The 13,659-nt window shown below is 71.0% G+C and carries 12 protein-coding genes; 11 read left to right on the forward strand and 1 reads right to left on the reverse strand.

The window, feature by feature from the left end:
* Positions 1-42 precede the first annotated feature (42 nt).
* The 5 genes from O7631_RS09990 (at position 43) to ahcY (ending at position 5,444) form a co-directional block, all read left to right on the forward strand.
* Complete coding sequence (locus O7631_RS09990; RefSeq protein WP_088986235.1) at positions 43-231, forward strand: Trm112 family protein; 189 nt, start codon at positions 43-45, stop codon at positions 229-231.
* Positions 228-1,424, forward strand: coding sequence for an SIS domain-containing protein (locus O7631_RS09995; RefSeq protein ID WP_269681033.1), 1,197 nt, complete (start codon positions 228-230; stop codon positions 1,422-1,424). Before O7631_RS09990 ends, O7631_RS09995 begins: the two co-directional genes overlap by 4 nt.
* Positions 1,425-1,491: 67 nt before the next feature.
* Positions 1,492-2,499, forward strand: a complete 1,008-nt coding sequence (locus tag O7631_RS10000; RefSeq protein ID WP_278143987.1) for a cation diffusion facilitator family transporter — start codon at positions 1,492-1,494, stop codon at positions 2,497-2,499.
* Between the two features lie 3 nt (positions 2,500-2,502).
* Positions 2,503-3,666, forward strand: coding sequence for a mannose-6-phosphate isomerase, class I (gene manA / locus O7631_RS10005; RefSeq protein ID WP_278143988.1), 1,164 nt, complete (start codon positions 2,503-2,505; stop codon positions 3,664-3,666).
* Positions 3,667-3,944: 278 nt separating this feature from the next.
* Positions 3,945-5,444, forward strand: a complete 1,500-nt coding sequence (gene ahcY / locus O7631_RS10010; protein WP_278143989.1) for an adenosylhomocysteinase — start codon at positions 3,945-3,947, stop codon at positions 5,442-5,444.
* Between the two features lie 65 nt (positions 5,445-5,509).
* Here ahcY and O7631_RS10015 read toward each other — a convergent pair whose 3' ends face one another.
* Positions 5,510-5,668, reverse strand: a complete 159-nt coding sequence (locus O7631_RS10015; RefSeq protein ID WP_167524990.1) for a hypothetical protein — start codon at positions 5,666-5,668, stop codon at positions 5,510-5,512.
* Between the two features lie 168 nt (positions 5,669-5,836).
* Here O7631_RS10015 and efeU point away from each other — a divergent pair, with 168 nt between their 5' ends.
* The 6 genes from efeU (at position 5,837) to O7631_RS10045 (ending at position 13,656) form a co-directional block, all read left to right on the forward strand.
* Positions 5,837-6,745, forward strand: a complete 909-nt coding sequence (gene efeU, locus O7631_RS10020) for an iron uptake transporter permease EfeU (protein WP_278143990.1) — start codon at positions 5,837-5,839, stop codon at positions 6,743-6,745.
* Between the two features lie 22 nt (positions 6,746-6,767).
* Positions 6,768-7,901, forward strand: coding sequence for an iron uptake system protein EfeO (efeO, locus tag O7631_RS10025; protein ID WP_278143991.1), 1,134 nt, complete (start codon positions 6,768-6,770; stop codon positions 7,899-7,901).
* A gap of 19 nt (positions 7,902-7,920) precedes the next feature.
* Positions 7,921-9,198, forward strand: coding sequence for an iron uptake transporter deferrochelatase/peroxidase subunit (efeB, locus tag O7631_RS10030; RefSeq protein WP_278143992.1), 1,278 nt, complete (start codon positions 7,921-7,923; stop codon positions 9,196-9,198).
* A 130-nt stretch (positions 9,199-9,328) separates the two neighbouring features.
* Positions 9,329-10,018: an MtrAB system response regulator MtrA gene (gene mtrA / locus O7631_RS10035; protein ID WP_088986230.1), complete on the forward strand. Its 690-nt coding sequence runs from the start codon at positions 9,329-9,331 to the stop codon at positions 10,016-10,018.
* Between the two features lie 12 nt (positions 10,019-10,030).
* Positions 10,031-11,842 (forward strand): MtrAB system histidine kinase MtrB, encoded by a 1,812-nt coding sequence (gene mtrB, locus O7631_RS10040; RefSeq protein WP_278143993.1) that lies wholly within the window; start codon positions 10,031-10,033, stop codon positions 11,840-11,842.
* On the forward strand, positions 11,839-13,656 hold the full coding sequence (locus O7631_RS10045) for an LpqB family beta-propeller domain-containing protein (protein WP_278143994.1): 1,818 nt from the start codon (positions 11,839-11,841) through the stop codon (positions 13,654-13,656). The genes mtrB and O7631_RS10045 overlap by 4 nt, the downstream gene beginning before the upstream one ends.
* Positions 13,657-13,659: the final 3 nt, after the last annotated feature.

Consider the following 13,659-nt stretch of genomic DNA (forward strand, 5'->3'; position numbering starts at 1 on the left):
CACCGCCGTCGGTGAAGCCGCACACGTGGAAGGAGCCGTGCCATGGCCCTGGATCCGCAGTTGCTCGAGATTCTCGCCTGTCCGGACACGCACCACGCCCCGCTCACCTACGATGCCGAGGCGCAGACGTTGACCTGCACGGAGTGCGGCCGGATCTTCGAGGTCCGTGACGACGTGCCGGTGCTGCTGCTCGACGAGGCGCGCGGCGGCCCTGGAGGGCAGCCCTCATGATCGACGGTACGGCCGGGGTCAGCGGACGTCGCGACGCCGACGAGGCCCTGCTCGACAATCCGGAGGCGCTGGCCGAGCACGACCCGGGCGGCATGCTCCGGCACACGGCGTCGGCCGGCGCGCAGGTGCGCGAGAGCGCCGCGCTGGCCGCCGAGGCGAACCTGTCGGTGCTCGCCGACGACGGGCGGCCCCGAGCCGTCGTCATCGCCGGCATCGGCACGGCGGGGCGTACCGGTGATGTGCTGGCCACTGTCGCCGGACCTCGCTGCCCGGTCCCGGTCATCGCGCACCGCAGCGCGGGCGTGCCCGGCTGGGTGGGCGCGGCCGACGTGGTGATCGCGGTGAGCGCGTCGGGCCGTAGCCCGGAGGCGCTCGGTGCGGCGGAGGCCGCGCACCGGCGCGGTGCCCGACTGGTCGCCGTGGGCGCCCCCGACTCGCAGTTGCAGTCGATCGCCGAGCAGGCCCGGGCACCGTTCATCCCGGTGCCCCGGCGTGCGCCGGCGCGAGCCAGCCTCTGGGCGCTCACCGTGCCGGTTCTGCTCGCCGCCCGTTCCCTCGGGCTCGTGAAGGTCAACGAGGCGGACCTGGCGGAGACCGCGGCCCGACTGGACGCGGACGCCGACCGCTGTCGGTCCGCCGCGGAGTCGTTCGTCAACCCGGCCAAGTCGCTGGCCCTGGGGCTGGCCGGGTCGATTCCGATCGTGTGGGGTTCGTCCCCGCTGGCGACGGTGGCCGCCCGGCGGTTCGGCGACACCCTGTCCGCCAACGCCCGCTACCCGGTGGTCACCGGGGCGCTGGGTGAGGCCGGTCGGGGTCGGGTCGGGCTGCTCGACGGTGTCTTCGGCGGCCTGGCCGAGGGGGAGCGCGACATCTTCGCCGACCCGACCGACGACGACGGCGACGGCACCCGGCTGCGGTTGGTGCTGCTGCGTGACGGCGGGCTCAACGCCGAGGACGACACCGACGAACCCTTCGCCGTCGAGGAGCGCCGCGCGGACGCGGTGCAGACCCTCGCCGAGCGTCGCGGTGTGCGGTGCGACGTGGTGACCGCCGAGGGTGGCTCCGCGCTGGAGCGGTTGGCCTCGCTGGTCGCGGTCCCGGACTTCGCCTCGATCTACCTCGCTCTGGCGCACGGGTTGGACCCGATGGCCGTTCCGGCCATCACCGAAATGAAGGAGCTGTCGAACCAGTGAACGGACCTCGGGGGCGGCGCGTCATGCGCGGACCGGTCGGCTTCGTGCGGCGAAGCGGAGCGGCGGCATGAGCGCCAACGGTGGGACGAAGGCGATCGTCGCCGCCCTCCTGGCCAACGTCGGCATCGCCGTCACCAAGTTCATCGCGTTCCTGCTCTCCGGCTCTTCGTCGATGTTGGCCGAGGCGGTCCACTCGGTCGCCGACTCCGGCAACCAGGGTCTGCTGCTGCTCGGCGGGAAGCGGGCGAAGCGGGCAGCCACCCCGGAGCACCCGTTCGGGTACGGCCGGGAGCGCTACATCTACGCGTTCATCGTGTCCATCGTGCTGTTCAGCATCGGTGGCCTGTTCGCCCTGTACGAGGCGTACCACAAGTGGCACGACCCGCACGGCATCGAGTCCTGGCACTGGCTGCCGGTGGTGGTGCTCGTGGTGGCGATCGCCATGGAGTCGTTCTCGTTCCGGACCGCCATCAAGGAGTCCAACCACATCCGGGGCAACCAGTCCTGGGTGCGGTTCATCCGCCGGGCCAAGGCGCCGGAGCTGCCGGTGGTGCTCCTGGAGGACTTCGGCGCGCTCATCGGTCTGGTGTTCGCGCTCTTCGGCGTCACCATGACGCTGATCACCGGCAACGGCGAGTGGGACGCCGCCGGCACCGCGATGATCGGCATCCTGCTGGTCGTCATCGCCGTCGTGCTGGCCATCGAGACGAAGAGCCTGCTGCTCGGCGAGGGTGCTGAGGCGCCTGAGTTGGCCGCCATCGAGCGGGCCGTCACCGACGGTCCGGAGGTGGAGCGGATCATCCACATGAAGACGCTCTACCTGGGTCCGGAAGAGCTGCTGGTGGCTGCCAAGATCGCCGTGCCGGAGTGGGAGAGCGCCCACGACCTGGCGCGCGGCATCAACGCCGTCGAGGCGCGCATCCGCGCGGCGGTGCCGATCGCCCGGGTGATCTACCTGGAGCCGGACGTCTACAGCGTCGCGGCGGCCAACGCCGGCACCGGCGCTGCCGCCGACACCGCAGTGCCGCAGGTCGACGGTGCGTCCGGCGAGGCGGCCGGGCGGGCCGGAGGCTGACCCGTGGAGCCGCTGTACGGACCGATCCGCGACTACGCCTGGGGTTCCCGTTCCGCCATCGCGCTCCTTCAGGGGCGGCCGGTACCCAGTGAGGGGCCGGAGGCCGAGCTGTGGTTGGGCGCCCACCCGGGCGCCCCGGCCCGCGTGGCCCGTGCCGGCCTGCAGGTGAGCCTCTGTGACCTGGTGCGGGACGAGCCGGGGCAGTGGCTCGGCCAGCGGGTTTCCGAGCGGTTCGGCAGCCGGTTGCCGTTCCTGCTCAAGGTCCTCGCGGCCGACGCGCCGTTGAGCCTCCAGGCACACCCGGACGCCGAACAGGCCCGGGCCGGTTATGCGGCGGAGGAGGGGCGCCCCGAGGGGGAACGCAACTACTCCGACCCGCACCACAAGCCGGAGTTGCTGGTCGCGCTCACCCCGTTCGAGGCGCTGTGCGGTTTCCGGGACCCGACTGAGTCGGCCGAAGCGCTCGCCGCGTTCGGCGTACCGGAGTTGACGCCGGTGGTCGCCGCGTTGCGTACCGGGCCGGCGGGGCTGCGGACGGCGGTGCGGACGCTGCTCGGCTGGCCGGTCGCCGAGCGCGCAGCGTTGTTGGGTTCCGTGCTGGCCTCGCCGGCCGACGGCCCGGACGCGGAGCTGGTCCACCGGTTGGCCAAGGCGTACCCGGCGGACCCGGGCGCGCTGGTGGCGCTGTTGTTGCACCACCTGCGTCTGGTGCCGGGGGAGGGGATCTGGATGCCGGCCGGCAACCTGCACGCCTACCTGAGTGGCTGTGGTGTGGAGATCATGGCGGCCAGCGACAACGTGTTGCGCGGTGGTCTGACCCCGAAGCGGGTGGACGTCGACGAGTTGCTGCGGGTGCTGCGCTTCGAGGTGCTCGTCGATCCGGTGCGCGCCGCGCAGCCGGTGGGCCCGGGTGTGGCCTGGTGGCCCGTGCCGGTGGACGACTTCGCGCTGCACCACGTACGCGTCGACGCGGCTGTGCCCACTGTCACGCTGCCGCTGCCCGGTCCTCGGGTGGTGCTCTGCGGTGGTGGTTCGGTCACGGTGGACGACGGTGCCGGGGCGGTGACGCTCGTGTCCGGCCAAGCGGCGATCGGCACGGCGGCCGGCGAGCCGCTGCGGATCAGCGGCGTCGGGGAGGCGTACGTGGCGACGTCGGGGCTGAGCTGACGACGCAGGGCCCCGACACAAGTCCGACTTTTCCGGAATAGCTTGACGCCGCCCTGCCCGAGTGTGACTCTATGAGTACGCAGCGTTATCGCGACGACGGTCCGAGAACGTGCGGGGGAACCAAACCGGGGGGATGCACGGGGCGGGCGGGACGTGGGCGGCTTGGTCTGTCCACCACCGACCGCCCCGTGCGCTGTCCGCGACCGGTCCCCCGGATGCCCGTCGCCAACGCGCGTAAGGTGGAGGGTCGGCGCAGACATCGTTCGACAGGAGCTTTCATGACCAGCACCCTCCCGGCGGCCGCCAGCGGTACGCCGTCCGAGGCCCGGCCGAGCACGCTCGCCGACGGCGACTTCAAGGTGGCGGATCTGTCGCTCGCGGAGTTCGGGCGCAAGGAGATCCAGCTCGCCGAGCACGAGATGCCCGGCCTGATGGCGATTCGCCGAGAGTTCGCCGAGGCGCAGCCGCTCGCCGGCGCGCGGATCACCGGCTCGCTGCACATGACCATCCAGACCGCCGTCCTGATCGAGACGCTCGTCGCGCTCGGCGCGCAGGTGCGCTGGGCGTCGTGCAACATCTTCTCCACCCAGGACCACGCCGCCGCGGCGATCGTCGTCGGCCCGGACGGCACGCCCGAGGCTCCGGCCGGCGTCCCGGTGTACGCGTGGAAGGGCGAGACCCTCCCGGAGTACTGGTGGTGCACCGAGCAGGTGCTCGCCTGGCCGGACGGGCAGGGCCCGAACATGATCCTCGACGACGGCGGTGACGCCACCCTGCTGGTGCACAAGGGCGCCGAGTTCGAGAAGGCCGGGGCGGTCCCGCCGGTCGAGTCAGCCGACTCCGAGGAGTACGCCGTCATCCTCGGGCTGCTGCACCGCTCGCTCGCCGAGGACGGCCAGCGGTGGACCCGGATCTCCGCCGGCATCAAGGGCGTGACCGAGGAGACCACCACGGGCGTGCACCGGCTCTACGAGATGCACCGGGCGGGCACCCTGCTCTTCCCGGCCATCAACGTCAACGACTCGGTGACCAAGAGCAAGTTCGACAACAAGTACGGCTGCCGGCACTCGCTGATCGACGGCATCAACCGCGCCACCGACGTCCTGATCGGCGGCAAGATGGCAGTGGTCATGGGCTACGGCGACGTGGGCAAGGGTTGCGCCGAGTCGCTGCGCGGTCAGGGCGCCCGGGTCGTGGTGACCGAGGTCGACCCGATCTGCGCGTTGCAGGCCGCGATGGACGGTTACCAGGTCGCCACCCTGGACGACGTCGTCGAGCAGGCGGACATCTTCATCACCGCGACCGGCTGCTTCGACGTCATCACCAACGAGCACATGGCCCGGATGAAGCACCAGGCCATCGTCGGCAACATCGGCCACTTCGACAACGAGATCGACATGGCCGGTCTGGCCAAGCGTTCCGACGTGGAGCGGATCAACATCAAGCCGCAGGTCGACCTGTGGCGCTTCGCCGACGGTCACGCCGTCATCGTGCTCTCCGAGGGGCGTCTGCTGAACCTGGGCAACGCGACCGGCCACCCGAGCTTCGTGATGTCGAACTCGTTCGCCAACCAGACGATCGCCCAGATCGAGCTGTTCACGAAGACCGAGGACTACCCGATCGGCGTGTACGTGCTGCCCAAGCACCTGGACGAGAAGGTGGCCCGGCTGCACCTGGGCGCGCTCGGCGCCAAGCTGAGCACGCTGACCAAGGAGCAGGCGGCCTACCTGGGCGTTTCCCAGGAGGGTCCGTTCAAGCCGGATCACTACCGCTACTGATCGACGGTTTTCCGGACCGGGTCGGCTGTTCGCAGCCGGCCCGGTTCGTCGTATCCGCCGACCGTTCAGCCGGAGCGGGGGTCGCGTCGGGTGGGGCGGAACCACGTCCAGACGCACCAGACCAGCCACCCGACCGACACGATGGTGGCGAGCGCCCGCATGCGCAGCGCGCTGAGCAGCAGCACCACGGCCAGCACCGTCAGCCACGGCAGGAATCCCTTCACGGCGGGATCCTCCCACAGCCGACTGAGGGCGATCTGCCTCGCGCGGGGCGAACAGGCTGGTCACGGGGTGAGTGAGCTTGTCGTGAACGACTTGACGCGAGCCTCGCGCGAGAGGAAGGTATGCCTGCCCTAAGTTAGTTGAGGCGTGCCTAATCACTCGGAGCCCGGATGTTCGCCACCTACCTGATCGGCCTGCGGGAAGGCCTGGAAGCCACCCTGGTGGTCAGCATCCTCGTCGCCTTCCTGGTGAAGTCGCAGCGCCGGGACCGGTTGCCCCAGGTCTGGGCGGGCGTCGGCCTGGCCGTGGCGCTCTCGGTGCTCTTCGGCTGGCTGATCGAGTACACGTCGACCTCGCTGCTGGCCCGTTCCGAGGACCGGGAGCTGTTCGAGGCGATCACCTCCGTCGCCGCCGTGGTCTTCGTCACCTGGATGATCTTCTGGATGCGCCGGGCCGCCCGGACCATCGCGGGCGAACTGCGGGGCAAGCTCACCGACGCGCTGGCCGTCGGGTCCCTGGCAGTCGCCGGCATGGCCTTCCTCGCGGTAGTCCGCGAAGGGCTGGAGACGGCGCTGATCTTCTACTCGGCCGCCCAGGGAGCTGTCGGCGACAGTGGCCCGCTGCTCGCGTTGATCGGCGGCGTCGTCACCGCCGTGGTCCTCGGCGTGCTGCTCTACGCCAGCGCCGTACGCATCAACCTCAGCACGTTCTTCACCTGGACCGGGGCCCTGCTGATCCTGGTCGCCGCCGGCATCCTCAAGTACGGCGTCCACGACTTCCAGGAGGCCGGCGTCCTGCCCGGCCTGAACGACCTGGCCTTCGACATCACCGGCGTGCTCGACCCGACCACCTGGTACGCCCACCTGCTCGCCGGCATGTTCAACGTGACTCCCGCCCCCACCGTGCTGGAGACGATCGCCTGGGTCGCGTACGCCGTACCGGTCCTCCTGCTCTTCCTGCGACCGGCCCGGCGCAAGCCGGCACCCGCCGCCACCCCCACCGTCACCGAGCGCGGGGCCGACACCGGCACCGAGGCCGAGGCTGAGGCCGAGGCGGCGTCCACGTCGCCGCGGGCCTGACCCACGAGGAGAGACAGCTCAGATGCGTACCACCCAGTTCTTCGCGCTGGCCGCCGCCGGCGTGCTGGCAACGGCCGGTCTGGCCGCCTGTTCCGACTCCGACAAGGGTGACCCGGCCGCGGCCGGCAGTGCGATCGTGGTCAAGGCCAGCGACACCGCCTGTGAGGTCGGCACGACCGACCTGGGCGCCGGCACCGCCACCTTCAAAATCACCAATTCGGGCGCGAAGGTGACCGAGTTCTACGTGTACGCCGACGGCGACCGGGTGATGGGCGAGGTCGAGAACATCGCCCCCGGGCTCAGCCGTGAGCTGCACGTCGAGCTGCCGGCCGGCACGTACCAGACGGCCTGCAAGCCGGGGATGAGCGGCAAGGGCATCCGGGGAGCGCTCAAGGTCAGCGGGTCCGCCCAGCCGCTCACCGCCGACGCAGCGTTGAATGACGCCAGCGCCAACTACCAGCGCTACGTGAAGAGCCAGACCACAGCGCTTCTCGCCAAGACCGAGGAGTTCGTCGGCGCGGTGAAGGCCGGTGACGTCGCGAAGTCCAAGGCGCTCTACCCGGTCGCCCGCACCTACTGGGAGCGGATCGAGCCGGTGGCCGAGATCTTCGGCGACCTCGACCCCAAGATCGATGGCCGCGAGGAGGTCATCGAGGAGGGGATGGAGTTCACCGGCTTCCACCGCATCGAGAAGGACCTCTGGCAGTCCGGCGACATCAGCAAGGACGGCCCGATCGCCGACCGGCTGCTCGTCGACGTGAAGGAGATCGTGGCCAGGGCCAACGCCGAGAAGCTCTCCCCGCTCCAGCTCGCCAACGGTGCCAAGGAACTGCTCGACGAGGTGGCCAGCGGCAAGATCACCGGTGAGGAGGACCGCTACTCGCACACCGACCTGTGGGACTTCGCCGCCAACCTGGAGGGTTCGAAGGCCGCCGTGTCCGCCCTCCGGCCCGCGTTGCAACAGCGTGCGCCGGAGCTGGTCACGCAGCTCGACACCGAGTTCGCCAACGTGGAGGCGCTGCTCGGCAAGCACCGCGACGGCGACGGGTGGAAGCTGCACACCGCGTTGAGCAAGCCCGAGCTCAAGGAGCTCTCCGACGGGATCAACGCGCTCGCCGAGCCGATCAGCAAGGTCGCCGCGGCCGTCGCGAAGTGACCGGATCTCAGGGGGACAGATGAGCGGGAGAGGGTTGACCCGGCGGCGGGCGATCACGCTCGCCGGCGCCGGGGTGGCCGGGGTCGCCGGTGCGGCGGTCGGCGTGGGGGCGATGGTCAACGACTCCCACGGCCCGGCCGCGGCGAGCGACCACCCGGCCGGGGCGGTGCCGTTCCACGGCGAGCACCAGGCCGGCATCGTCACCCCGGCGCAGGACCGGCTGCACTTCGTCGCCTTCGACGTGATCACCAAGGACCGGGCCCGGCTGGTCGAGCTGCTCGAAGAGTGGACGGCCGCCGCCGCCCGGATGACGGCGGGCCAGGACGCCGGGATTCTCGGCGCGGTCGGGGGGATGCCGGAGGCCCCACCGGACGACACCGGTGAGGCGCTCGGTCTTCCCCCCTCGCAGCTCACCCTGACCATCGGCTTCGGCCCGACGCTGTTCCGCGACGCCGACGGTCGGGACCGCTTCGGGATCGCCGACCGGCGGCCCGCCGCCCTCGCCGAGCTGCCGAAGTTCCCGGGCGACGCGTTGCAGCCACAGCTCTCCGGGGGCGACCTCTGCGTGCAGGCCTGCGCCAACGACCCGCAGGTGGCCGTGCACGCGATCCGTAACCTGGCCCGACTCGGCATGGGAGTGGTCAGCGTCCGCTGGTCGCAGCTCGGCTTCGGCCGTACCTCGTCGACCTCCCGGGAGCAGGCCACCGCGCGCAACCTGTTCGGCTTCAAGGACGGGACGGCGAACCTCAAGGCCGAGGACACCGACCTGCTACGCGACCAGTTGTGGGTGCAGCCGGGCGACGGGCCGGACTGGATGGCCGGGGGCTCGTACCTGGTCACCCGCAAGATCCGGATGCTGGTGGAGACCTGGGACCGTACCCCGCTGGCCGAGCAGGAGGAGATCGTCGGGCGGAGCAAGGGCAGCGGTGCTCCGCTCGGGCGGACCGACGAGTTCGACGAGCCGGACTTCGCCGCGCGCGGCGCGGACGGCAAGCCGGTGATCGCCGAGCACGCCCACGTCACGTTGGCCCATCCGAGCCGCAACGGTGGCGCCCAGTTGCTTCGTCGCGGCTACAACTTCGTCGACGGTTCCGACGGCCTCGGACGGCTCGACGCGGGTCTGTTCTTCATCGCCTACCAGCGCGATCCGCGTCGCCAGTTCGTGCCGATCCAGACCCAGTTGGCGCGGCACGACGTGATGAACGAATATCTGCGGCACGTCTCCAGCGGTGTGTTCGCGTGCCCTCCCGGGGTACGTGACGGCGGGGACCACTGGGGGCGGGCACTCTTCGGCTGACCGCCGTCCGGTTGGCGACAGCGGAAACGGCCGGGGCTGCGGTGGCGCCGGGTGGCGTCGAAGGGGGATCATGTGACAGGCAGGCAGACGCCGGTCCCACCGAACTGAATGAGGATGCAATATTAATCCCATGAGAGCCCGCGTACTGGTGGTCGACGACGACCCCGCGCTCGCCGAGATGCTCGGCATCGTGCTGCGTAGTGAGGGTTTCCTGCCCTCGTTCGTGGCGGACGGCGAGCGGGCGTTGGCCGCATTTCGTGACAGTCGTCCCGATATCGTGCTGCTTGACCTTATGTTGCCCGGAATGAGCGGTATCGACGTTGCCCGGTCGATCCGGGGTGAATCCGGCGTGCCGATCGTCATGCTCACCGCCAAGAGCGACACCGTGGACGTCGTGCTCGGCCTGGAGTCCGGTGCCGACGACTACGTGGTCAAGCCGTTCAAGCCCAAGGAGCTGGTCGCCCGAATGCGGGCCCGCCTGCGCCGGGGCGAGGACGTGGCCCCCGAGATGTTGACCATCGGGCCGCCCGACAACCAGATCTCCATCGACGTGCCGGCGCACACCGTCAGTCGCAACGACGAGGAGGTGAAGCTCACGCCGCTGGAGTTCGACCTGCTGGTCGCGCTCGCCCGCAAGCCCCGGCAGGTCTTCACCCGTGAGGTGCTGCTGGAGCAGGTCTGGGGTTACCGGCACGCTGCCGACACCCGGCTGGTCAACGTTCACGTGCAACGGCTGCGGGCCAAGATCGAACCGGACCCGGAGCGCCCGGAAATCATCCTCACCGTGCGGGGCGTGGGCTACAAGGCGGGGACCGGATAGCCTGGTCGCACTGTGTCGACCTCGCCGCCCACACCCTCCCCGAGCACGGCCGCCCGCCGGCCCAGCGCCGGCGGGGAGGTCTGGCGTGCGGTGAGCGGCCGGGTCGCCCGGTTGGTGGCCCGGGTGCACCAGACCTGGCGCCGCTCGCTTCAGGTCCGGGTCGTCACCATCACGCTCGTCGCGTCCAGTCTGCTGGTCGGCGGTTTCGCGTTCCTGATCGCCGACAAGATCACCACCATCCTGCTGGACAACGCCCGCAGCGACGTCCGGCAACGGGTGACCAGCGGCGCCAGCTACGCCACCAAGCAGGTCTCGCTCTACGGCCAGCCGCAGGAGGCGCAGCTCCAGGAGACCATCGACGACACTGTCAACTACCTCGCCGGTGGCGACCCGCAGCAGACCAGCGGGGTGGTGGTGGCGATCACGGCCAACGGCTACCCCGACCAGATCCAGACGCGCACCGCGCCCGCCGCGAACGTCCGACCGTTGATCAGCCCGGAGCTGCGCGCCGCGATCGCCGACGGCAAGGTGGCCAGCCAGATCCGCACCGGGCGGCTCACCGGCGAGACGACCAAATATCTGGTGTACGGCTCACCGGTGCCCACCCGCTTCGGCCAGATCGAGATCTACTACCTGGTGCCGTTGACGCGGCAGGACGTCACCGCCGCCGACGCCCGGGCCACAGTGGTGGCCACCGGGGTCGCCCTGGTGATCCTTCTCGGGCTGCTCGCGGCGCTGGTCACCCGCCTGGTGGTCAACCCGGTCCGGGTCGCCGCGCGGACCGCCCAGCGGCTCTCCGCCGGCCTGCTCGACCAGCGCATGGTGGTCAACGGCGAGGACGACCTCGCCCTGCTGGCCGCCTCGTTCAACCAGATGGCCACCAACCTGCAACGGCAGATCCTGCGCCTGGAGGAGATGTCCCGGTTGCAGCGCCGCTTCACCTCCGACGTGTCGCACGAGCTGCGTACGCCGCTGACCACCGTCCGGATGGCCGCTGACCTGATCTTCGCCGAGCGCGACGAGTTCGACCCGGCGGTGGCCCGCAGCGCGGAGCTGCTCCAGGCCGAGTTGGACCGGTTCGAGGAGTTGCTCACCGACCTGTTGGAGATCAGTCGGTTCGACGCGGGCTTCGCCATGCTGGATTCCGAGCCGACCGACCTGGTGCCGGTGGTGCACCGGGTGGTCGACCGGCTGGCTGGTCTGGCCGAGCGGGTGGGCGTCCCGATCGAACTCGACCTGCCGAGCGCCCCGGTGATCGCCGAGGTCGACCCGCGCCGGGTCGAACGGGTCCTGCGCAACCTGGTCGGCAACGCGGTCGAGCACGGCGAGGCCCGTCCGGTGCTGATCACCCTCGGCGTCGACGAGACCGCCGTGGCGATCACCGTCCGCGACCGTGGGGTGGGGCTCAAGGTGGGCGAGGAGAAGTTGGTGTTCAACCGGTTCTGGCGGGCGGACCCGTCCCGGGCCCGGCAGACCGGTGGCACCGGGCTGGGCCTGTCGATCAGCCTGGAGGACGCCCGGCTGCACGGCGGCTGGCTGGAGGCGTGGGGTGCTCCCGGGCAGGGCGCGCAGTTCCGGCTCACCCTGCCGGCCCGCGCCGGTGACCGGCTGACCACCTCGCCGCTGCGACTGGTGCCGGCCGACGCCGCGCTGCCCTTCGGCGGCCCCCGCGACGGTGGCCCGCTGGCCATCGGCCCCGGCACCGGTGGTGCCCTGGCCATCGGCCCGGGCAGCGGCGGAACGTCGGCGGGCGGCCCGGGTGGAGAGTCGGCCGGCGGCCCGACTCAGACCGGTGACGAGCAGCGGGCGGAGGTGCGCTCGTGAAACGACAGTCCCTGCTCGGAACACTCGGAGTGGTGGTGCTGCTGGGCGCCGGCTGTGGCATCCCGGCCGGCTCCGACGTGCGGGTGGACGGCAAGGGCGGTGCCGCGACCGGGGCTGGCGTCGTCGACCTGCGCAGCGGCGAGCCGCCGAAGCGGACGTCCAGCGGCAGCGACAACGAGATGTTCGTCCGCAACTTCCTGTCCGCCGCCGCGGGTGAGCCGGACCGGGCCTACGAGCGGGTCAAGGCGTTCGTCGCCCCGGAGTCGAAGTCCCGCCTGCAGGACAAGAAGGGCAGCGAGGTCGCGCTGAACGTGGTCCGGCTGGGCGAGGCGGTCTACACGCTGAACAGCGACTCCACCACCACCGTCAAGATCACCGTGCAGCAGATCGGTGTGCTGCGGGCCAACGGCGTCCTCGCCCCGCCCGTCGCGACCGAGACGGAGTACGAGTTCCGGCTTCGGAGCGCGGCGCTCGACGGCGGTGCCAACGACGAGCGTGCCGGCCTCTACGTCGTCGACCCGCCGAACGTGCTGCTGCTCAGCGACGTCGCCCTCAAGCAGTACTACCAGGACGAGTCGATCTACTTCTGGAGTTCCGACCGCAGCCGCCTGGTGCCGGACCAGCGCTACCGGCCGCTGGCGGTGCCCAGCGAGCGCCGGGTCAACGAGGTGGTGAAGTGGCTGGTCGGAGGGCCCTCCGACTGGTTGCGTCCGGGTGTCGTCGGGCTGCCCGACCGCACCGAGCTGATCAACAACGCCACCGGCGCGGACAGCCGGTGGGAGGTCAACCTCGACATGTCCGGTGACGACCGGAACGGGATCGACCAGCTGATCACCCAACTCGCCTGGTCGCTCGGTGACCTGCCCGGCGAGCTGGAGCTGAAGATCCGCAACAACCCGCAGCCCGTGCAGGACCTGGACGAGCGACGAACCGCCCAGCAGCTCTACCCGAACGCCGACAGCCCGCAGCGGTTCGGCGTGTACGAGGGCGCCATCCACCCGCTCGACTTCCAGGGCGAACTCAGCGGGACGGTGCCGCTGGCGCCCGAGGTGAACCGCAACATCGTCTCCGCCGACCTCGCCGTGGCCAAGGACCGGCGGATCCTCGCCGCGATGATCACCGCCGGCAGCAGCGACGGCCGGTACCGTCTGTCGGTCGGCTCGGGCGCCGCGCCGGTCACCGGCGTCAGCCGCAGCGACACGGAGCACACCTCGATGAGCCGCCCGGTCTGGCTGCGTACCGCCGACACCCGGGCCGGTCGCGGCCTGGTGGTGGCCGACGGGCAGCTCTACCGGTTCGACGAGGCGGCCCGCATGTACCAGGTGCCGCTCAACCTGCCCTCCGGCAACGTCACAGCGGTGGCCGCCGCGCTGGACGGCCAGCGCGTCGCGCTGATCGCGGGCGGGCGGCTCTACGTCGCCGCGGTCAACCTCGACGGCGGCGGTGTCTCGATCGGGCCGCCCCGGCAGGTGGCTACCTCGCTCACCGGCCTCACGGCTGTCGACTGGGGCCGGGAGGACCGGCTGGTGGTGGCTGGGTCGGCGGGCCAGCAGGCGATCTACGAGATCAGCGTCGACGGCGCCCTGGAGACACCGCTGCGGACCGACGTGGGAGCCAAGGTCAACCACCTGACGGCGTACCCGACGAACCGGACCGTGCGGGCACCCAGCGGGGCCTACATGTACGAGGCGAACGGGGTGGCTTACCGGAGCAGCCCGTTCGAGCGGATCGAACCCGAGCGCGTGCGGGACATCGCCCCGGTGCCGACCGGAGTCCGCCCGAGCAACCCGTCGGCCCCGTTCTTCCTCTACTGACAC

This window comes from Micromonospora sp. WMMD967 (assembly GCF_029626165.1).
Lineage (GTDB): Bacteria > Actinomycetota > Actinomycetes > Mycobacteriales > Micromonosporaceae > Micromonospora > Micromonospora taraxaci.